The 20,793-nt window shown below is 64.0% G+C and carries 17 protein-coding genes; 14 read left to right on the top strand and 3 right to left on the bottom strand.

The window, feature by feature from the left end:
• Positions 1–977: 977 nt before the first annotated feature.
• Positions 978–2,723 (top strand): ABC transporter ATP-binding protein, encoded by a 1,746-nt coding sequence (locus CSW57_RS16380; protein ID WP_189339293.1) that lies wholly within the window; start codon positions 978–980, stop codon positions 2,721–2,723.
• Positions 2,720–4,594, top strand: a complete 1,875-nt coding sequence (locus tag CSW57_RS16375) for an ABC transporter ATP-binding protein (RefSeq protein ID WP_099383752.1) — start codon at positions 2,720–2,722, stop codon at positions 4,592–4,594. Before CSW57_RS16380 ends, CSW57_RS16375 begins: the two co-directional genes overlap by 4 nt.
• 5 nt (positions 4,595–4,599) lie before the next feature.
• Here CSW57_RS16375 and CSW57_RS16370 read toward each other — a convergent pair whose 3' ends face one another.
• Positions 4,600–5,433: an oxygenase MpaB family protein gene (locus CSW57_RS16370; protein ID WP_370623972.1), complete on the bottom strand. Its 834-nt coding sequence runs from the start codon at positions 5,431–5,433 to the stop codon at positions 4,600–4,602.
• Between the two features lie 641 nt (positions 5,434–6,074).
• Here CSW57_RS16370 and CSW57_RS16365 point away from each other — a divergent pair.
• Positions 6,075–7,004: a type IV toxin-antitoxin system AbiEi family antitoxin domain-containing protein gene (locus CSW57_RS16365; RefSeq protein ID WP_099383750.1), complete on the top strand. Its 930-nt coding sequence runs from the start codon at positions 6,075–6,077 to the stop codon at positions 7,002–7,004.
• A gap of 334 nt (positions 7,005–7,338) precedes the next feature.
• Here CSW57_RS16365 and CSW57_RS16360 read toward each other — a convergent pair whose 3' ends face one another.
• Positions 7,339–8,391 carry an LLM class F420-dependent oxidoreductase gene (locus CSW57_RS16360; RefSeq protein WP_099383749.1) on the bottom strand — a complete coding sequence of 351 codons (1,053 nt, stop codon included), beginning with the start codon at positions 8,389–8,391 and terminating at the stop codon, positions 7,339–7,341.
• Positions 8,392–8,603: 212 nt separating this feature from the next.
• Here CSW57_RS16360 and CSW57_RS16355 point away from each other — a divergent pair, with 212 nt between their 5' ends.
• The 11 genes from CSW57_RS16355 (at position 8,604) to CSW57_RS16305 (ending at position 17,485) form a co-directional block, all read left to right on the top strand.
• Positions 8,604–9,836: an inorganic phosphate transporter gene (locus tag CSW57_RS16355; RefSeq protein ID WP_189339292.1), complete on the top strand. Its 1,233-nt coding sequence runs from the start codon at positions 8,604–8,606 to the stop codon at positions 9,834–9,836.
• A gap of 3 nt (positions 9,837–9,839) precedes the next feature.
• Entirely contained in the window at positions 9,840–10,118 is a 279-nt protein-coding gene (locus CSW57_RS16350; protein ID WP_099383748.1) for a hypothetical protein, read from the top strand.
• A 13-nt stretch (positions 10,119–10,131) separates the two neighbouring features.
• Positions 10,132–10,440, top strand: a complete 309-nt coding sequence (locus tag CSW57_RS16345) for a DUF3349 domain-containing protein (RefSeq protein WP_099383747.1) — start codon at positions 10,132–10,134, stop codon at positions 10,438–10,440.
• A 109-nt stretch (positions 10,441–10,549) separates the two neighbouring features.
• Positions 10,550–10,900 carry a DUF3349 domain-containing protein gene (locus CSW57_RS16340; protein WP_099383746.1) on the top strand — a complete coding sequence of 117 codons (351 nt, stop codon included), beginning with the start codon at positions 10,550–10,552 and terminating at the stop codon, positions 10,898–10,900.
• On the top strand, positions 10,893–12,056 hold the full coding sequence (menE, locus tag CSW57_RS16335; protein ID WP_370623971.1) for an o-succinylbenzoate--CoA ligase: 1,164 nt from the start codon (positions 10,893–10,895) through the stop codon (positions 12,054–12,056). The genes CSW57_RS16340 and menE overlap by 8 nt, the downstream gene beginning before the upstream one ends.
• A gap of 156 nt (positions 12,057–12,212) precedes the next feature.
• On the top strand, positions 12,213–12,881 hold the full coding sequence (locus CSW57_RS16330) for a DNA-binding response regulator (protein WP_099383744.1): 669 nt from the start codon (positions 12,213–12,215) through the stop codon (positions 12,879–12,881).
• A complete protein-coding gene (locus CSW57_RS16325; RefSeq protein WP_099383743.1) occupies positions 12,848–14,083 on the top strand; it encodes a sensor histidine kinase in 1,236 nt (411 codons plus the stop codon). The genes CSW57_RS16330 and CSW57_RS16325 overlap by 34 nt, the downstream gene beginning before the upstream one ends.
• Complete coding sequence (locus CSW57_RS16320) at positions 14,065–15,156, top strand: hypothetical protein (RefSeq protein ID WP_099383742.1); 1,092 nt, start codon at positions 14,065–14,067, stop codon at positions 15,154–15,156. The genes CSW57_RS16325 and CSW57_RS16320 overlap by 19 nt, the downstream gene beginning before the upstream one ends.
• A gap of 143 nt (positions 15,157–15,299) precedes the next feature.
• On the top strand, positions 15,300–15,557 hold the full coding sequence (locus CSW57_RS16315; protein ID WP_223249306.1) for a response regulator transcription factor: 258 nt from the start codon (positions 15,300–15,302) through the stop codon (positions 15,555–15,557).
• 123 nt (positions 15,558–15,680) lie between these two features.
• Complete coding sequence (locus tag CSW57_RS16310; RefSeq protein ID WP_099383740.1) at positions 15,681–16,664, top strand: ATP-binding cassette domain-containing protein; 984 nt, start codon at positions 15,681–15,683, stop codon at positions 16,662–16,664.
• Positions 16,661–17,485, top strand: a complete 825-nt coding sequence (locus CSW57_RS16305) for an ABC transporter permease (RefSeq protein ID WP_099383739.1) — start codon at positions 16,661–16,663, stop codon at positions 17,483–17,485. Before CSW57_RS16310 ends, CSW57_RS16305 begins: the two co-directional genes overlap by 4 nt.
• On the opposite strand, the gene CSW57_RS16300 is transcribed toward CSW57_RS16305, so the two are convergent.
• Positions 17,482–20,706: a BTAD domain-containing putative transcriptional regulator gene (locus CSW57_RS16300; protein ID WP_223249305.1), complete on the bottom strand. Its 3,225-nt coding sequence runs from the start codon at positions 20,704–20,706 to the stop codon at positions 17,482–17,484. The two genes, CSW57_RS16305 and CSW57_RS16300, sit on opposite strands and share 4 nt — an antisense overlap.
• Positions 20,707–20,793: the final 87 nt, after the last annotated feature.

The following is a 20,793-nucleotide window of genomic DNA, read 5'->3' as shown; positions in this document are numbered from 1 at the left end:
GGGGAACAATATCCTGGTTCTCCCGTCCCGTGTGACCCCAGTAGCCGATTCGATATCCACCTGTCCAAAACACCAGGTCAGAGGCTCGAGCACAGGCAGCCCTGGGTGGCCAACCGCCTCGTCGGCAGATCGAATTGCCATTCGCGCCCGGCCGATTTCGATCCAACGGACGTTCACCGGACGTTTCAGGAATGTGCACCCTAGACACCCATTCATTAAAATAATTCGCGAGTTGAAAGACTTAATGTTCGCTGGTCAAACGCACTTTCGCGCATGACTTCGGCGCCATTTCCCCTTCTTTTTCTTCGAATGGGGTGACAAAGAGAATCGAAGATGCCATGGTGGATATCGGCTCGGTTAGTCGGGGGATTCAAAACACGAGCATGCGCCTCGGCAAACTCCGGCCTGTTCATATATTCAACAGAAGGAGATTACAATGGGTTCGCTGGAAGATATTGATTTCGGTGCTTTGCTGCAACTCCTGCTCGGCCTCATCGCCGGTGGCGGAGAAGAAGGCGGCGGCACTGCCGGCTAGATCGCCGAACGCCCCGGGATGACCCGTCATCCTGGGGCGTTTTCTCGTTCCGAGCCGGGAATAGACAACTTGTCGCTTTGACACTACAGCGACCCGCTTGTGCCGCAGTAGTTTTCGCTGACCTGCAGGATCGCTTCCTTCGCGAACTATTCACGTCGAAGATGCTGACAAGTGGCCGTGAAGATGACATTGTGAGACCGGTTCGCCGCGAACACCGGCGGACAGCTCAGCGTCGACGACCTGAGCCGCACTTGGGAAGCACGTCGAAAGGATTCAAAAATGACCTCATCAGAAACAGGCTTGCTCGCTTTCATCCAGCTGCTCGGCGGACTCCTCGCCGGCCTCGCCTCGGGAAGCGCAAACTAGTAGCCCTGGGTCCTAGTTCTCTATTGATTACACGTCCCCGCGGCGCGCTACTGCGCTTCGGGGACGTGTGATGCATATGGCCACCGATATCAAGCGACCACTCCGAGCTGTCTTGCTGCCGCACTTGCGGCCATTCCGCTGGACCCTCGTCCTGCTCTTTGTTCTACAACTCACGGCGGCGGCCACCACCCTGCTGCTGCCGAACCTGAACGGCCGCCTTGTCGACGACGGAATTGCCCGCGCCGACATGGACGCGATCGTCACCATCGGCGCGATCATGCTCGCGCTCGCGCTCACCAACCTGTGCGCCTCGGTGTTGGCCACCGTGATCGGATCCCATATTTCGACCAGCGCCGGCCGGTCCATCCGAAACGCCACGTACTCCCGAGTGCAGTCGTTCTCCGACACCGATCTTCAGAGGTTCGGTATCCCCACTCTGATCACCCGCAGCGCCAGCGACATCAACCAACTTCAGCTTGCCGTGTTTGTCGTGATGACCGTGCTCGCGTCCGCGCCGGTGCTTGTCATCGGCGGAACGGTGATGGCCTTGAGCGAGAACTACAAACTGGCTCCCCTGGTGGTTCTGGTGGCCGCCGCGCTCACCGCGGTCGTCATTGTCATCGTCCGCAAACTCATTCCCTCGTACGAGAAGCTCCAGGCGCGCGTCGATCGCGTCGGACGGGTTCTCCGCGAACAACTCACCGGCATTCGCGTCATCCGGTCGTTCGGCCGCGAGGAACTCGAGATGTCGCGCTTCGATGCGGCGAATACAGACCTCACCGCAACGGCGCGACGGATCGGAGCCCTGCAGGCTGTGTTGCTGCCGAGCATCATCTTCATCGCGAATCTCGGGGCCGCCGCGGTGATAGGCGTCGGGGCCATTCTCGTCGACAATCAGACGATGGAGGTCGGCGGCATCATCGCGTTTGTCGGATACCTGACCCAGATCTTGATCGGTCTGTCCATCGGCGCCGCGATGATCGCACTCATCCCCCGCGCGCAGGTGAGCGCCCGTCGCATCAAGGAAGTGCTCGACACGGAACCGTCGGTGCAGGATCCCCCGACCGACCGGACGCCGTCGTCGCGGACAGGTTCGCTGCAGCTCGAAGGCGTCGGCTTCCGCTATCCCGGCGCGCAGCATGCGGTGCTCATCGACATAGACCTGGTGTGCCGCCCCGGAACAGTCACCGCCGTGCTGGGCGGAACCGGCGATGGCAAGAGCACGCTGCTCAAACTGATCCCCCGATTCAGCGACGTCACATCCGGGCGGGTGCTGATCGACGGAGTGGACGTGCGGGAGCGGCGACGAGAGGTGTTGCACGAAGACATCTCCTACGTCTCGCAGGCACCGTCGTTGATGTCGGGGACGCTCGAAGCCAACCTGCGGCTCGGATGCCCCGAAGCCACCGACGACGACCTCCGCGCCGTCCTCACCACGGCGTGCGCGGCCGACTTCGTCTTCTCCCACGAGATGGGTCTTGCACAGCCGGTGCGACACGGCGGCAGAAACTTCTCCGGCGGTCAAAGGCAGCGCCTCGCCCTTGCCCAGGCCATCGCCGCCAAACCACGTCTGTTGCTGCTCGACGACCCGTTCTCAGCGCTCGATGCCGAGATCGAGAGTGTCATCAAACACCGACTGCGGCAGTCTCTTCCGGAGGCCGTCATCCTCCTGACTGCCCAGCGGGTGTCGTCGGCTCGCGGAGCAGACACCATAGTGATCCTGACCGACGGCCGCATCGATGCCCAAGGCTCGCACGACGAATTGTTGGCCTCCAGTGCCACGTACCGCGAGATCCTCGATTCCCAGGCTGCCCTCGCATGAACCTGAAATGGCTGCTGGCCAGGCTGACTCATGAACGCCGGAAACTCTTCACCGTCGGATTGCTGGCATCGACCAACGTCGCGGCACTGATCGCCGGGCCGCTGATCTTGGCCGGCATCATCAACGCTCTGTTCACCGGTGCCATCGGCATGACACTCCCCCAGGGGTTGTCAGCTGCCGAGGCGGAGGCCCAGCTACGCGCCGAGGGCCGCGGCAGTTACGCAGACGTGGTGGCCGGCGCCGATGCGGTGCCCGGAGTCGGGATCGACTTCAGCACGGTCGGCACGCTTCTCGCCGTGCTGGTCGTCGTGTATGCCATTGGAGCGCTGGGTACGTGGACGCAAGCCGCGGCGGTCAACAACCTCACCCAACGTGCGATGAACCGTCTGCGGGCCGATATCGAGTCGCACATTCACCGTCTTCCTGTCGCCTACTTCGACACCGCGGCGCGGGGCCAGATGCTGACCAAGGTGACCGCCGACATCGACAACGTGTCATCGGTGTTCTCACCGCTCTTCGTCAAACTTCCCGGCGCAGTACTGACCGTTGTCGCGCTTCTCGTCGTGATGCCGATCATCTCCTGGAAGCTGACTCTTGTTGTGCTCGCTTCCATTCCGCTGATCGTCGTCGCGGGAGTGTTGATCGCCAAGCGGTCACGACCCCACTTCCAAGATCAGATGGAGGCAACCGCCAAACTCACCTCACAGATCGACGAGGGCTACGCCCAACTGCACACCCTGCGGGTGTACGGGGCGCAGAACCGGGCCCGTGACGAGTTCGAGGCCACCACTGAACGGCTCGCACGGTCATCACGCACCGCGCAGTCGTACGCGGGTTCGATTTCGCCCGTCCTGCAGGCGATCACCGCATTCGGATATCTGACAGTCGCCATCGTCGGCGCAATCCAGGTGGTCGGTGGATCGCTGACCGTCGGGCAGGTCCAGGCCTTTGTGTCGTTCTCGAGGATGTTCAGTCAGCCCGTCAACGAACTCACCTCCATGATGGCCCAACTCCAGGCCGGGCTCGTATCACTCGGCCGCATCAAGTCTTTGCTGGCCGAGCCCATCGAAGATGCACCGGCGATGGAGGACTCGGCAAAGCAGACCATCGGACGTCACAGTGCACCGCCGGCCATCGCATTCGACAAGGTGCGATTCGGATATCGCCGGTCCACCGAGGACGACACCAAGACCATCGACGTCATCAACGACCTCTCGTTGGAGGTCGAGGCGGGATCAACGGTAGCGGTGGTCGGGCCCACGGGCGCCGGCAAGACGACCCTCACCAATCTGCTTCTGCGGCTCTACGATCCGTCCTCCGGATCGATCCTCGTGGACGGCGAGCCGATCAACACCGCACCCCGGTCGTACGTACGTGGCCAGGCAGCCATGGTCACCCAGGATCGCTGGTTGTTCACCGGCACGATCGCCGAGAACATCGCGTTCGGCAATCCATCTGCCACCCGCGCCGACATCGAGGAAGCAGCTCGCGAGAGTCATGCGCTGCAGATCGTCGAGGCCCTGCCCGAGGGCTTCGACACCATCATCGGCGACGGCGGAACCACCCTGAGCGAGGGGCAGGTGCAACTCCTCACCATCGCCCGGGCCATGATCGCCCGCCCCCGCATACTTGTGCTCGACGAGGCAACCAGTGCCGTTGACTCACGCACCGAGCTGCTCATCGCCCGAGCGCTCGAGGCACTCACCACCCGTACCACCACCATCGTTGTGGCACATCGACTTTCCACAATCCGCGAGGCCGACAGCATCGCAGTCATCGAAGACGGCGTGGTGGCAGAGCAAGGAACCCACGACGAGCTCTTGGCCCGCCAGGGACGTTACTCGGTGATGTACAAATCCCAGTTCGAGTGATCGGGTCAGACCAGCGGTCGGCCCAGCCGGCTACGCATCCGCGCATCCCACAGCAGTAGGCGAAAACCCAACTGCGAGAGCCATAGTGGTGTCCGGCGTTCTTTCTTGACGAGCTTCTCGACGTAGTCGTCGAACCATTCCTGGTCTGCCTGCGTCCACGGAACGCGCAGCGCCTCCCGAAAGGGTTGCGGCAAATACCCGATGGTGCGGCGATACTTCACCGGCCCGTACCGCTTCTTGATGGCGGGGTGCGCGTAGTCGAAATTGGCGATCCCGAGGAGGAACTCACGCACCTCATCGCTGATCGAGATCGTCGCAGTCTGCTCGTCCCAGTACTCCGTGAACGCGTCACGGTTGGCGGGCCAGGCCTCGGCCGGCATCTGCAGGGTGGTTCCGCACACTTTGCCCTGCTGATAGAACACCTCACGCAGCTCACCGGTCAGTGGACCGTGCACCCGCTCATAGATGTCTTCCCAGCCGAAGTACAGACACGCGGCGACCCACAATTGCAGGTCGATGTTCATGGCGTTGTACGGCACCGGACTGTCGTCGTCCGACCTGACCTGCACATGCTGCCGATTGACGGCCTGGCGAAACCGGCTGCGGTCGTCGGCGTTGCCGAACACCGCCACCGCCAGATACGACCCCGTAGTGCGCGCCCGCTTGATCGGGTGCAGATCAAGACGCCCGTTCTCCACCTTGCTCCTGGCCACGCCATAACCCACCGCCGGATTGGCCAGCTGCATGATGACGTTCGACGTGCTCATCGTGCGCCCCATCGACAACAACGACCTGGCGAACACACTGCTGTCGAGGCTGTCCATCTCCTCCCGGGACATCCTTTGACTGTTCTGGCTCATCCATCCACCCTTCCATCTGATAACAGGTGTTTCCAGATTAGCGGGTGGTGGGGGTGGCGTTGATCTTCGGTCGCGTGTGGGGGCCGGGGGGGTTGGCTCGGTCTGCAGACCGAGCGAATCCCGGCAGCGCGAGCGAGCCTCACCCCCAGCGCACCCAACTGGCAAAGGCGCGGTCTGCAGACCGAGCAAACACCAGCATCCCGAACGAGCCTGAGCCCCAGGGCACCAAACTCGCAAACGCTCGCCCCGCAGACCGCGCTGATCCAGGACTTCCGAGCGGGGCTCACCCCCAGCCCACCAATCCCGCAAACGCTCGGACTACAGACCGAGCAAGCCCCAGCACCCCGAGCGAGCCTCACCCCCATCCCACCAAACTCGCCAACGCTCGGACTACAGACCGAGCAAGCCCCAGCACCCCGAGCGAGCCTCACCCCCATCCCACCAAACTCGCCAACGCTCGCCCTGCAGACCGAGCAAACCCCAGAACCCCGAGCGCACCGGCGCCGCCAACCCGCCGGTAGCTCATCGATACACGGCGAACTATCCACAGCTCCGGGGTTATCCCCATTTGCACCGCGTATCGCGGGTGGCGGGTCCTTCGGGGCACTGACAATCGCTTCATGGGGGAATTCATGGAAGACGGCGATGGGTTGATCTGGCGCCGCGACGTCATCGCGCTGGGGTATTCCGACGACGACATCAAGCGCGCCGTTCGAGGCGGGATGCTCAGTCGAATCTGGCACGGGGCGTATGTGAGGACATCACGAGATCTGTCGGACGACGCGGCGGCCCGATTGCGTGTGATCGCGGCCGCGCGAAGTTGCAACCACCCACTGGTGGTCAGTCACACCTCGGCCGCTCTGTTACATGAGCTCCCGCTGCTCAAGCCCTCCCACGCACGGGTGCATCTGTTGAACGGGCGCATCGGCGGCGGACGCGTCGAGAGTCGGCGGCACCTGCACGCCGGGAAGGCTGCGCCCAGCGAGGTCATCGAGGTCGGTGGAATTGCGTTGACCAGCCTCGAGCGGACGGCGGTCGACACCGCACTCGCGGGCTCATTCGATCAGGCGCTGGTGATTTTCGACAGCGCACTGAGAGCGGGTGCTGACCGCGACGTGATGTCGGCGATGGTGGAATCGTGCGGGCCCAAGCGAGGCGTCGGACCGGTTCGGACAGCGTTGGCGGCCGCCGACCAACTGGCGGAAACCGTCGGAGAGTCATGGAGCCGAGCGCAGATGCTGGCGAGCCGCGACATCCCGCGACCGCGGCTGCAACGCGAATTTTACACCCCAACAGGGGTTTTCGTGGCCAGAGTGGATTTCGAGTGGGAAGGTCGACTGGTCGGCGAGTTCGACGGTTTGGTGAAATACGGCCAGGGGTTGATGGCGCCGGGGCAGACGCCGAACGACGTTGTCGTCGCCGAAAAGATCCGCGAAGACCGACTGAGACAACTCGGCCTCGAAGTTGTCCGGTGGACGTGGGCCGACCTCGAAGCCGGCCGTCTGCCAGAGATCCTCCGCCAGGCCATGGTTCGAGCAGGACTTCGCTGATGTCGCCGGCGGGACTGGACACCCGCGCAAAGGCGAGAACCCCGAGCAAGCCAGCCAACTCGGGCACCAAACCCGCGGAAACGCGCTCCGCAGACCGAGCAACCACGAGAACCCCCGCGGACCGGCGGACGCCCGCACCAAACCCGCGCAAGCTCGCCCCACAGACCGCGCAACGACGAGAACTCGAAGCGCACCGGCGGACGCCCGCACCAAACCCGCGGAAGCTCGTCCCACAGACCGAGCAACCACGAGAACCCCAAGCGGGCCAGCCAACTCGGGCACCAAACCCGCGCAAGCTCGCGCAGCAGACGGAGCAAAGGCGAGAACCCTCAGATCAGCTGACGAACTCTTTCAGCAAACGAATCTGCTCCACCTGATCGGCATGGCCCGGTGTTGCGGGAGCGACGAGAAGGGTGGTGATCCCAGCGCTTTCGAAGGCGGCGAGGCGTTCTTTGACGAAGCTCTCGGGGCCGATGAGGGACATCCCGGAGGCGAGGTCGTCGGGGACGGCTGCCGCGGCTTCCTGCTTCTTGCCGTCGAGGTAGAGGTCTTGGATCTCTTTGGCGGCGTCGGCGTATCCGTAGCGGACGGCGAGGTCGTTGTAGAAGTTCTTGCCACGGGCACCCATGCCGCCGATGTACAGCGCGGCGTGGTGCTTGACCAAGGCGAGCGCGTTCTGGCGCTGCTCTTCGTCGTCGGTGATCAAGGCGGTGGTGTGTACCGAGATGCCCAGCTTGCCGAGTTCGGGCGCGCGCTTGGCGTTGCCCTTGTCCAGGGCGTCGCCGAACGCCACCGACAGGTGCTCGGGATGGAAGAGAATCGGCTGCCACTCCTCGAAGAGTTCGGCGGCCAACTCCACGTTCTTGGGGCCGATGGCCGCCAACAACATCGGGATACGCTCGCGCACAGGGTGGTTGATGATCTTGAGTGGCTTGCCCAGCCCGGTGCCGCCGTCTTCCTTCGAGAACGGCAGCTTGTAGTACTTGCCGTTGTACTCGGTGCGCTCACGCCGCCAGACCATGCGGCAGATCTCCGCGTTCTCGCGGGCGCGGCCCACCGGGGCGTCGTACTTGACGCCGTGGAAGCCCTCGATCACCTGCGGACCGGACGCGCCGATACCGAGTACGAAGCGTCCACCGGAGATGTAATCCAGACCGGCCGCGGTCATCGCCAGGTTGGTGGGAGTCCGCGAGTACATCGGCAAGATGCCGGTAGCCAGTTCGATCGTCGAGGTCCGGGCGGCGATGTAGCCGAGCTGGCTGACAGCATCGAAACTGTAGGCTTCTGGCACCGTGATCCGGTCGAGGCCGACCTTCTCGAAATCGATCAGGTTATCGATGGTCTCGGCAAAATCTCCCGAGTAGTTGATGGCCATGCCGATCTTCATGTGTCCTCCCACGGACCGCGACGTTGCGAGACATTCCTCAGAAGTGTTCCATATGCTCCCGCGGGCGATCCATGGGTGTGGCGACGCGGCGTACGCCACATGAACATTGGGTGAACTCGCCCGGTTTGCTGGATGAAACCCCAGTTCAGTGGTGTTCTTCAAGACATGTCCGTTTCGACAGAATCCTCAGCTCAGCCTCAGAATCAGTACTCATGAGCGCAGAAATGTTGATTCTCGTGCTGCTGGTCATCACAGCACTGGGATTCGACTTCACAAATGGCTTCCACGACACCGGAAATGCAATGGCGACGTCGATCGCCACCGGCGCTCTGAAGCCCAAAACCGCGGTGAGCATCGCCGCGATACTGAACTTGGTAGGCGCGTTCCTCTCGGTGGAGGTCGCCGCGACCATCACCAAGGACGTGCTCGAGATCCAGCAGACGAGCGGTGAGGACAAAGGCGATCTCATCGCCGGTCTGAACGCCGAGACTGCGATGATCATCATCTTCGCCGGTCTCATCGGCGGCATCCTCTGGAATCTCTTCACATGGCTGTTCGGTCTGCCCTCCAGCTCATCGCACGCCCTATTCGGCGGACTGATCGGCTCGGGCATGGCCGCGATCGGCACCTCCGGCGTCAACTGGGACGGCATCACGTCGAAGATCCTGGTCCCCGCCCTGATGGCCCCGATCATCGCCTGCGTGGTGGCCGCCGCGGGTACCTGGATGATTTACGCACTCACCAAGAAGGTGGCGGAAAACAAGAAGGCACAAGGCTTTCGGGCCGGCCAGATCGCTTCGGCCTCGTTGGTCTCCCTCGCCCACGGCACCGGAGATGCCCAGAAGACGATGGGCGTGATCGCCATGGCGTTGATCGCCAGCGGCCACCTCGACGCATCGAGCGTGGAGCACGGCCTGCCGTTCTGGATCGTCTTCAGCTGTGCCGCCGCCATCGCCATCGGCACCTACCTGGGTGGCTGGCGCATCATCCGCACCCTGGGTAAGGGCCTGGTCGAGATCGAGTCCCCCCAGGGAATGGCCGCTGAAGCGTCTTCGGCAGCAATCATTCTCACGTCGAGTGCCGCCGGTATGGCGCTGTCGACCACTCAGGTCGCCACCGGATCGATCCTCGGTTCGGGCGTCGGCAAGAAGGGCGCGACAGTCCGTTGGTCGGTGGCCGGCCGGATGGCCGTGGCCTGGATCGTCACCCTGCCGTCGGCGGGCCTCGTCGGTGCCCTGAGCTACTACGTCGCCGACATCATCGGTGGCGCTGCCGGCGCAGTGGCCATCTTCCTCATCCTCGTCGCACTCGCCGGCTACATGTACTGGCGTGCACAGCAGCAAAAGGTGGATGCGAACAACGTCAACGACGAGTGGGACGAGAAGACCGGCAGCATCATCCCGCCCGAGACTGCCGCCGCCCGCGCTGAGACCGAAAAGGTGTGATCGATGGAAACCGTTGAGGCAATCTTCAAGGTCCTGGTGGTCGGGCTCATCCTCGGTGCCGGACTTCCTGCGATCTTCGCCGTGGGCCTGCGTCTGCACTCTGCGGGTGCGGGCGACAGCCACGCCGACGGCACGGCGTCCTCGGGCAATCCGGTCCTGAAATACGTTGCGTACCTGTTGTTCGCCTTCATCGCGGCGGTCATCGTCACCGGAATCCTGTGGATCACCCGCGAAACGATCGACTACTACTTCGGTATCACACTCTTCCCGTTCGCCGAGTGAGAGTCGCGTCCCGATGACAACGAGCACACAGCAGGAGAACCCTTTCGAGGCGGTCTTGCACTGGCTGCGCAGTGGATACCCCGATGGGATCCCGCCCCGCGACTACCACCCCGTGCTGGCTCTGCTGCGTCGATCACTCACCGATGAGCAGCTCGACAAAGTGGTCGACAACCTGCACGACCAGATCTCGGGTCCGGCGCCCACGACAGCGGAGATCCGTGCCGCCGTGGCCGAGGTGACCCGTGTCGAACCCGACAGCGAAGAGGTGCAACGTGTTTCGGCCCGCCTCGCCGCTGCCGGATGGCCATTGGCCAACCCCTGACCATTTCGGACCGATCGACCCGGGCGCGACCTGCAGGTGGTCGCAGTAAAATCTGGTCGGCTGGTTCATCGCTGTTCGTCGATGGTTTTGATGCCCGGAAGGAGGCGTAGTGGACCGCCCGCAGTTCTTGATGAGAGTCGTCAACTGGCTACGCGCCGGGTACCCGAACGGTGTGCCGTCCGGCGACTACGTCCCGCTGGTGGCGTTGTTGCGCCGCCAGTTGTCCGAGGACGAGGTGAAGGCAGTCTCACGAGAGCTGATCCACCAGGGTCAGGTGACCAACGAGGGTCCTGAACCCATCAAGGCAGTAGACGCCGGGGTGCTCATCACCAAGATCACCGACGAACTGCCCTTCGAAGCCGACGTCGCCCGGATCCGCGCGCATCTGGAAGAGCAGGGGTGGCCATTCGACCCCGCCCCGACCCCCGAGCAGCCGGGTGATGATCGACCCCGTGGCTGACCAGCGTCCGCTCGAACCACTGCCGCTGTCGGCCGGATCGACGAATATCGATGCGCTGCAGCGACTTCTGGACGGTGCGGGCTCCTACCTTCCGGTGCCCACCCACGACGAGGCCGAAACTCGGCGGCTCACTGCGGCTCTCGGCGCGGGCGAACCGATCGACGATGAAGTGGCGCTGGTGGTCGCGACGTCGGGCACCACGGGTACCCCGAAAGGCGCCATGCATTCCGCTGCATCGGTGAAGGCCTCGATCGATGCCACTCACGAATACCTCGGCGGGCCGGGGGCGTGGCTGCTGGCCTTGCCTCCTCATCACATCGCGGGGCTGCAGGTGCTGTTGCGAAGCGTGCGGGCCGGATTTGATCCGGTGACCCTCGACGTCGCCGGCGGATTCGACCCAGCCAACCTCGTCGCGGGCGTGGACAAGATGCCAGGCCCACGCCGATACACCTCACTGGTACCCACCCAGCTCATCAAGGTGCTCGCCGACCCGTCGGCTGTGGCCGCGCTGCGCGGCGTCGATGCCGTCCTGGTGGGCGGGGCCGCCACTCCGGCGCCACTACGCGAACGGGCGATCGACGCCGGCATCCCGATCGTGCGCACCTATGGCATGAGCGAGACCTGCGGCGGTTGCGTCTACGACGGCCGGCCTCTGGCCGGGGTGCGGATTCGTATCGACGGTTCACCGTCGGGCCGGGTGCAGCTGGGCGGACCGATGGTCGCGTCCGGCTATCGGGGCCGTCCACGTCATCCGGCATTCGCCGAACCCGGTTGGTTCCGCACCGACGATCTCGGCACCCTGAACGTCGACGGGTCGCTGACGATACTGGGCCGCGCCGACGAAGCGATCAGCTCCGGGGGCCTCACCATCGTTCCGCAGGTGGTCGAGGCCGCCCTGCTCACCGATCCTGCGGTCAGCGAATGCGCGGTTCTCGGTTTACCCGACGAGAGGCTCGGGGAGCAGGTCGTCGCAGCGATTGTTCTTTCGCCCGGCGCATTTGCCACCACCGAAGATCTGCAGGACGTCGTCGCGAATCAGCTGGACAAGACCGCTGTCCCCCGGCGGGTGTTCTTTGTCGATGACCTGCCCAGACGGGGTCCAGGCAAGGTGGATCGTGCGGCACTTCGGAGAAAACTGCGCGGGCTCGGCGAGTAACTCAGCGGTGGCTCGGCAGCCCGCGACACGTCAAAACGGACCAACTGGCGGCGTTTTCCGAACACATCACGATTCGTGTTCTTTGTCACCCGATCATGACTGGTTGGGTGAAACTAACTATATGAATCGGGGGAACCGGCTAAAACAGCAATTGCGATGACTGAGCAGAGTTGTGACCGTGAGCGGAAGATCGGTGTGGTGGAGGACTTCGAGTCCCAGCTCACCGGACTCGCGGCCATCATCAATGATTCCGACGGCATGACCTTCGCCGCGGGGGCGAGCACCGTCGACGGGCTCCTCAGCATCACCAAGGACCTCGATCTGGTGATCTTGGACTTGCGGCTGGAAGACGGTTCCACGCCAAAATCCAACGTCGAGCAATTGCACGCCGCCGGCATCAAGGTGCTGGTCTTCACCACAGCGGACTATCCCGACCTCGTTCGGGCCGCCACAGCTGCGGGCGTTCTCGGTGTCGTGCGCAAATCGGTACGCAACACCGAACTGGTGGAGGCCATCCGATCCGCGGCCGACGGGAACACCGTCGCGACGATGGACTGGGCCTCCGCGATCGACGCAGACCCGGCGCTGTCCGAGGTGAATCTCAGCCCCCGCCAACGGCAGGTGTTGGAACTCTATGCGTCCGGCGAGCCTGCCAATCGTGTTGCGTCGCTCACCGGTCTTTCCACCGAAACCGTCAATGTGTACTTGTCCAGGATCCGCCGCAAATACGCCGACGCCGGCCGTCCGGCACCGACCAAGACCGACCTCTACAAACGCGCATTGGAGGACGGTTGGCTTCCGATACCGCGACTGTTCCGGCGCTGAACGGCACCCTGACGACAGGTTTTGATCCGGAAGGCGGCGTGTCGGCCGCGGACAAGATCATCCGGCAGTTCTGCCGCTATCTCGGAATCGGCTACTGCCTCAGCTTCATCGGGCTGAGCAGCGTCATCACGAGATCGCTCGACGTGGTCCCGATGTGGTGGACGGTGGCCGCGCTGCTGTCCGTATACGGGTCGGCGATCGCGATGATCATCGCTTCGTTCCGGCCGGGTGTTCGTGCCGTACGGGTGGCTTCGAGTGCGGTGGTGATCGGCTACGGATTGACCATCGTCACGTGGCCCCTGGTGTGGAATGGGGTGCAACTCGATGTGGCGCAAGGGATGTGGTTCACCCAGTTCAACGGGGTGGTCGCCTTCAGTGCTGCGTTGACCTGGCGCGTCCGGTGGTCGCTGCCCTACTGGCTGTTCGTCCTGGTCTCGGTGCAGTTCGTCAACGAAGTGGTACGCATGTCGGACCACAGCAATCCGGTTGCCGCCGAGATCGCCTGGAGCTTCTGCCTCACGGCTATGCCTTACGCGATGGGAGTGGCCGCGATTCGCTCCGGACGCATCCTCGACACCACTCGGCATCAATCGGCCACTGCTGCTGCCGAAGCCGCTGCGGCCGTGGCTCGCGCACATGAGCGTTCGAGGTTCGACGCGCTCACCCACGACGGCGTGATGGCCACGTTGCTGGCCGCCGCGCGCCACGGCATGTCACCGGCATTGGTCGAACAGGCCACCGATACGCTCACCAAACTCGAGGTACTCGAATCCGGTGTACGGCAACAAGCCGAGTTCGATGTCGACGCTGCGATCAGTCAGTTGCGCAGTGCCACTGGTGAAGTCGACGACTCGATCCGAGTGATCAGCTTCAACGGAACTGTCGATCCGGCCACCCGCTACCCGGGCACCGTCGTTCGGACGATGTCCGCGGCACTGGCCGAGTCCCTCCGCAACAGTGTTCAGCACGCCGGGGCAGGCGCCCGCCGGTCGGTGCAGGTGCGGGCCGGCGACAATTTTCTCCGGGTGACGGTCGGCGACAACGGAGTCGGGTTCGACACTGCGACCGTTCCCGGCCACCGGCTCGGCCTCGCTGTCAGCGTTCGAGGCCGCATGAGGCAATTGCCCGGTGGCTCAGCCGAAATCGCGTCGCGCCTGGGCGAGGGAACTCGCGTCGACTTGACATGGCGACTGCCGCGATGACACTCGCGACGTCGACCGGACCCACCGACGTCCGCGAGGTGCTGGGCCTGCACACCCGCCTGGCGCGGGGACTGACGGGTGCGGCGGTGCTGGCGATGGCCTTCTGTGCGTTGCAGAACACCAGGGGCGTGTCACCGATGTGGCCCGAGGTGGTCGCCGTGCTCATCATGGCCGCCGCGACCGTCGCCGTGGTGATGTTGCCGCACGACCCTCTGCTCCGTACTGCGGCACTCGTCCTGGCGTTGTCGTCGCCTGTGGCAGCGGCGTTCTTGCTGTCGGCGGTACCGGTGCCTTTGGAGACGTCGAATCAGATTTGGGTGTCCGGCTATTCGTCGATCATCTATGTCTTCATGTGTCTGCGAGGGCGCGCGCGATACGCGTGGTCGAGTATCGCCCTGACGGTCGGGGTCTACGGCGCCTGGGCGGCGCTCACCGATCAGGGCTGGTGGACCGGGGCCACCACACCGATCTACAACTCGGGCGCAGTTGCGGTAGCGACCGCACTCGCGTTGGCCGTCCGCCCGACGATCCGTTCGATCTTCACGCTGCGACAGCAGTCGATGACGCGCGCGGCCGAGGCGTCGGCCGTCGCGGCGGCCCAGTTCGAGCGCAACCTCCGGCTACGCGACCTCGACGAACTCGCCCGCCCACTGCTCGAACGAATCGCCACGGGCACGCCACTGTCGGATCATGAGCGGCAATCGTGCGAACTGCTCGAAGCTCATCTACGCGATCAGCTTCGCGCGCAAGCACTGGTGACCCCGTCAACGGCTGCGGCCGCACGCGCGGCTCGAGGTCGGGGCGTGGAGGTGCTGATGATCGACGACGGGGGTCTCGACGACGCGGACGCAACGGTCCGCGACCGTGCCAGCACCGTGGTGACCGATGCACTGTCCGCGGCGGGCGACGGCGACGTACGCATTCGCGTGCTGCCACCCGGCCGGTCGACCGTCCTGTCCATTTATCGCAGTGGAGTTTCCGGAACCCGCCGCATAGACCTTGACAGATCAGGCAGGATGTCAAGAGGCAATCACGTCGTGAAGTATTCGAACGCCGATATCGAAGACGAATAGTTTGCAGGGCTCACGATGACCCCTATTCGTGTGACACCAAAAGATACATCTGTCGAGTTGTCGCCACCCGCGATAAGTTCTCCTGATGGGTCGGGGGACCCATGTTCCGGCCTGTGGCCTGCCCGAGGAGTAGCTCTGCATTGGTGTTGCCGTTGACCGGTTCAAAACCCCTTCCAGCCCCACCACTGACCGCTCGCGAAATTGAGATCCTGCGCGAATGGGTCATGCGCGATTCAAAAGCGGAAGTGGCAAAAGCGCTGTTCATCACCCCAGCTACGGTGAGCACGCACGTGAATCGGATCAGACTGAAATACGCGTCGGTGGGTCGTCCGGCGAACACGAAAGCGGCATTGCTCGCCCGCGCTCTGCAAGACGGCCATATCGAACTCGATGAGTTGTAAACGGTCTCGATTGCACGCGACGACCTGACGATTCTGCTGCCCTGGTGAACCCACGACAGCACTTGGCAGCCCACGACAGCCGGTGTAAGCGCCACGACAGCGCGTCGGCGCAGAGTCTGTTCCATGAACACACCACTGCACACCGATGCGCCGGCCATCGAGGCCCGCGGATTGGTCAAACACTTCGGTTCCACGAAGGCCGTCGATGGCGTCGACCTGGTGGTTCCCACCGGATCGGTCTACGGCGTCCTCGGTCCCAACGGCGCGGGCAAGACCACCACCGTGCGCTTGCTCGCCACCCTCCTCAAGCCTGACGAGGGCCAGGCGAAGATATTCGGGTACGACGTGACCACCGACTCTGTCGCCGTGCGCTCACTGGTCGGTGTCACGGGCCAGTACGCGTCGGTCGACGAAGACCTTTCCGCCACCGAGAACCTCATCGTCTTCGGTCGCCTGCTCGGCAACAGTCGCCAGGCATCGCGGCAGCGGGCCCACGACCTCCTCGAGGAGTTCGGACTCACCGACGCCGCCAAACGACCACTCAAACAGTTCTCGGGCGGAATGCGCCGGCGACTGGACCTCGCCGCAAGCCTGATAGCCACTCCCCCACTGCTCTTCCTCGATGAGCCGACCACCGGCCTCGACCCGCGGACCCGAGCGCAGATGTGGGACACCATCCGGCGTCTCGTCGCCGGTGGCAGCACAGTGCTGCTCACCACCCAATATCTCGACGAGGCCGACCAACTCGCCGACCGCATCGCGGTGATCGACCACGGACGGGTGATCGCCGACGGCACAGCGGACGAGTTGAAGAGCTCGGTCGGGTCGTCCACCCTGCAACTGACCCCCGCCGACAAGGCGATGGCGCCGGCCGCGGCCGCACTCATTGAACGGATCCTCTCCGAACCGGCCACGCTCAGCGCCGAAGCCGGACGCATCACCGCCCCCATGGACCGCCCGGATCTACTGCCCGACGTCCTCATTGCGTTGCGCGAGGAGGGCATCGCGATCGAAGGGCTCAATGTCCAGAAGCCGAGTCTTGACGAGGTCTTCCTCACCATCACCGGCAAACCCGCCGACCCCACTTCCGAGGAGCAAGCCGCATGACCACACTCATCGACAAACCCATCACCACCGCACCCACCAACACCACCGTCCCCGTCAGATCGGTGAGTGTCGCCGACGCTGTCCGGCAGTCGTTCACGATGGGCTACCGCGGTCTGCTCAAGATCCGCCACAACCCGGAGCAGCTGTTCGACGTTGTGCTGCAACCGATCATCTTCACCCTGATGTTCACCTACATCTTCGGCGGCGCCCTCGCCGGCAGCGTGCACGACTACCTGCCGATCATCATTCCCGGCATCCTGGTGCAGACGGTGATCGTCACCAGCATCGTGACCGGCACGCAGTTGCGTGAGGACATGGACAAGGGTGTCTTCGACCGATTCAGGTCGCTCCCGATCGCTCGGATAAGCCCTTTGGCGGGTGCACTTCTCGCCGATGTCGTCCGTTATTTGATCGCCACCGTGATCACCTTCGTGGTGGGCATCGCGATGGGATGGCGACCAGACGCCCTAGGCGTGCTCGGTGCGACCCTGCTCGTCATCACCTGCAGCTTCGCGGTGTCGTGGATCTTCGCCTTCATGGGCACCATCATGAAGAAAGCCTCAGCAGTGCAGGGCATCTCGATGCTCATCCTGTTCCCGCTGACCTTCATGTCCAACGCATTCGTGCAACCGGAGACCATGCCTGGCTGGATGCAGTCCTTCGTCAAGGTCAACCCCATCTCACACCTGGTGAGCGCGGTTCGCGAACTGACCAACAACGGTCACATCGGTATGCACGTCGTGTGGTCGCTCGTGGGTGCCGCCATCATCATCGTGATCATGGCTCCACTCACGGTGAAGTCGTACATGCGCAACGCCTAGACGTTGAGCCTCTTGATGATGTCCACGATGTCCCGCACGGCTTGCCTGCGGGACATCGTGGTCACCGCCGCCTCACCCGATCGCCAATCGTCGTGGCAGACACCGGACATCTCGAATCGACGGTCCATCGCTGAGGCGAGTGTGGGAAAGTCTCGGCGGCCACCGAGGCGTCGGGCCAGATGCAACAGCCTCGCTCCGTCGGGCGAACCAGGTCGGAGCAGACACGTCAACACCCCGTATCCCAGTGCCACCGAACCCATTTGCGGCAGATCACCCATTCGACTGGGTCCCACCATGAAGTCGACGATCTTGGCGAGATCGGCAAGGTACGGGGTGGCGCGGTCGACGGCGCCGTTGACCGCCATGCCACACACAGCCGTACTGATGATCATGGCAACAAACGGGTCCTGCGCCGGCATGGGATGTTCGCGCAGCAACAACCGAACCGCGCGCTCGTACAGGTTCGCCGCCGAGTCGGTTCTGTGGTCGTAGACCTCGAGCTCGGCCGCGGCGATGAGGATGCCGGCAGAGACCTCCGGATGCAGTTGCGGGTCGGGGTCAGTGGGCTGCCAGCCGTCGGAGAGGTCGGCGAACTCCGCCCGGGCGTCGTCGATCCGGCCAGATCCGATCAGGGCGGCCACCACATACCCTCGCGCCTGCATACTGTCCTGCTCGGACCCGATCTCGTTCAGCAGATGAATTGCCTTGAAATAACTTTCGAGCGCCGCGTCGAAGTCACCGACCTGACCGTAGAGACTTCCGATCTCCATCCTGGACGCCGCGGCCATCCACAGGTCGTTCCGCTCTTCGGTGAGGGCCAGGTTCTCGACAGCGTCGCGCATGGCGCCCGCGCGGTCACCCACGTTCTCCCGGACGTTCACCCGCAACACCGCCGCCAGCATCTGCACACGCGGGTTGGGACTGTCCCGCGCGACGACCAACAGCCGCAACGCGGACAACGGGTGGTACGAGGTTGCGATCGCCGACGCGAAGTCCATCGGTCGAAGGTTCGACAACTGGGGTTCGAGAAGTCGCCGAAGTCGAGTCCGCGCGACAGCAAGCGACCTCAGATGTCGGGACATCAGCAGATGCGCTGCCGCGAGAATGTAAGTGGCCTGGCGGTTCTCGCGCTCGAAGTCGGACATCGCCGCGATCGCCGCGGGCGTCTCGGCGGGCAGGGACGCGACCACGCGCGGACCCCACATCATCACCTCGGCGTGCAGACCACGGATGGCCCAATAACCGGCGAGCACGGGAAAGCAGGTCACAACTGTCAATTCCGCGGCATCGGGGCGGTGAAGTGGGTCAGGTTCCATGCAGCGACGCAGCACCCACACCAGATTGTCGGCCTCAGCAGCGATCGCCTTCAACGCCACCGGTTGCCGCCCGTTCTCAAACGGCTCCCGCACGTCTTCGGAAAACTTTCGGGCCCAGCGAGCGATCGCCGAATTGACCTGCGCCTCTTCGCCGGCCGCGGCGATCTGTTCTTCGCCGAACTCCCGGACGGTCTCGAGCATGCGATAACGAACCCCGCCGTTCTCCACCACGTGCAGCAGGGATTGATCCACAAGCGCATCGAGAACGTCGTCGAGCTCGAAACCGCCTGCTCCCACCAGTTCCGAGGCCGCTTCCCGCGAGAAACCACCAGGGAACCGGCACAGCCGACGCAGAGCGACCTGCGCCGCGCGGTCGAGCAGTTCCCAGCTCCACTCGATCACCGCATGCAAGGTGCGATGTCGCACTGGCGACGAGCGGCTACCCGCACTCAACAGCGCAAAGCGGTCGGTCAATCTCTGGGAGATCTCGCCGACGGTCATCGTCCTGACCCTGGCGGCGGCCAGTTCGATTGCCAGCGGCAGACCGTCCAGCGCCCGGCAGAGCGCCGCGACCTCACCGAGGTCGATCGCCACATCCGGGCGGATCGCATGCGCGCGGGCGACGAACAGATCCGTTGCTGCCGAGCCCTTCTCGCCGACATCGAGGGTCGGGAGCTGATGGACGACCTCACTGCTGACCCGCAACGGCGATCTGCTGGTCGCCAGGATCCGTACCCCGTCTGCTGCCGCGATCAACTCGCTCGCAATGCGCGCCGCGGCATCGACGACGTGCTCACAGTTGTCGAGGATGACCAGAGTGTCCGCGGTCAGGGCGTCGGCGAGCCGCGCACGCAGATCTGAGTACGCCAACCGCGGCCGACCGCCTGGACCAACGTCGGATTCGCCGACGCCAAGAGTGCCTGCGACCGCGGCCAGCACGTCGTCGTCACCGCGGACAGACGCCAATTCGACGAAGAAGACACGGGCACCGTCGTCGGAGACGATATGCCCGATCTTGTTGGCAATACGCGTCTTTCCCGCGCCTCCTGGTCCCTGCACGGTGACCATGCGCGAGGTCTCGAACAGCCGGCAGATCCGCGCGACGTCGGCGGCGCGGCCGAACAATTCGTTCGGTTCGGCTGACAATCCCACCGCCTTGACGGGGGCCGCGCGACGTGTGGGCGACGGCGCGGTTCCCTGTCGGCTCACCAGTTGCTGATGCAACGCCGCGAGTTCCGGCCCGGGGTCAGCGCCCAATTCGGCGGACAGTGAGCGCCGGATGCGGGCGAACACGGCGAGAGCCTCTGCATCGCGACCCAGTGCCGCCAGCGCGCGGATCACGGTGGTGTGTGAGGACTCATCGAGTGGATCGGCGTCGCATCGTTGCTGGGCGAGCGAGCGCGCCAGCTCGAAGTCGCCGTCTTCCAGGGCTTTACGTGATCGATGGGCAACGATGTCGTCGTGGACGCGGTCAGCGGTCTGGCGGAGGGTGCGGGCCAGGTCATCGTCACCGAGGTCTTCGCCCGGATCCCCGCGCCACAGTGCCGCCGCGGTGTCGAGCGCCTGGGTCGACCCTTCGGCGACGAGAGATCTGGCGGCGAACACATCGACTGCGTCGGCGGAGAACGTGAGGCGATAGCCTCTCGGCCCGACCTCGATGGCACCGTCGGGAAGTTGTGGTCGAAGCCTGGAGATCTGCGTGTGGAGAGCCGACTGCGGCGACCGAGGCAAGTTGTCGCCCCACACCCCGTCGATCAATGCCGACTGCGATCGGTGGGTTCCGGGCATCAGCGCGAGCACCGTCAGCAACCGCCGGGCGCGAATGCCTTGCACCGGTCGCATTTGTCCGTTTTCATCCGCAACAGCCACCGGTCCCAGCAGTCCGATGATCGGCGCTACTGTCACTGACAACACATTCCTCGCTGATGATGAACAGATCGACGGCAAACCTGCAGGTCGGGGTCGCTTCTTACACACTAGTGGGTCCGGCGG

Origin of the sequence: Williamsia muralis (assembly GCF_002735905.1) — a bacterium.
In the GTDB taxonomy this organism is placed as follows: domain Bacteria; phylum Actinomycetota; class Actinomycetes; order Mycobacteriales; family Mycobacteriaceae; genus Williamsia; species Williamsia muralis_A.
Note: the sequence above shows the minus strand (reverse complement) of the source record. Positions and strands in the feature narration are given on the sequence as shown.

Coding starts and splice junctions, on each gene's coding strand:
- CSW57_RS16370 (WP_370623972.1), bottom strand. CDS start 5,433: ATGTCCCGGGAGGAGATGGACAGCCTCGACAGCAGTGTGTTCGCCAGG.
- CSW57_RS16350 (WP_099383748.1), top strand. CDS start 9,840: ATGGAAACCGTTGAGGCAATCTTCAAGGTCCTGGTGGTCGGGCTCATC.
- CSW57_RS16375 (WP_099383752.1), top strand. CDS start 2,720: ATGAACCTGAAATGGCTGCTGGCCAGGCTGACTCATGAACGCCGGAAA.
- CSW57_RS16345 (WP_099383747.1), top strand. CDS start 10,132: ATGACAACGAGCACACAGCAGGAGAACCCTTTCGAGGCGGTCTTGCAC.
- CSW57_RS16330 (WP_099383744.1), top strand. CDS start 12,213: ATGACTGAGCAGAGTTGTGACCGTGAGCGGAAGATCGGTGTGGTGGAG.
- CSW57_RS16360 (WP_099383749.1), bottom strand. CDS start 8,391: ATGAAGATCGGCATGGCCATCAACTACTCGGGAGATTTTGCCGAGACC.
- CSW57_RS16355 (WP_189339292.1), top strand. CDS start 8,604: ATGAGCGCAGAAATGTTGATTCTCGTGCTGCTGGTCATCACAGCACTG.
- CSW57_RS16310 (WP_099383740.1), top strand. CDS start 15,681: ATGAACACACCACTGCACACCGATGCGCCGGCCATCGAGGCCCGCGGA.
- CSW57_RS16305 (WP_099383739.1), top strand. CDS start 16,661: ATGACCACACTCATCGACAAACCCATCACCACCGCACCCACCAACACC.
- CSW57_RS16365 (WP_099383750.1), top strand. CDS start 6,075: ATGGGGGAATTCATGGAAGACGGCGATGGGTTGATCTGGCGCCGCGAC.
- CSW57_RS16380 (WP_189339293.1), top strand. CDS start 978: ATGGCCACCGATATCAAGCGACCACTCCGAGCTGTCTTGCTGCCGCAC.
- CSW57_RS16320 (WP_099383742.1), top strand. CDS start 14,065: ATGGCGACTGCCGCGATGACACTCGCGACGTCGACCGGACCCACCGAC.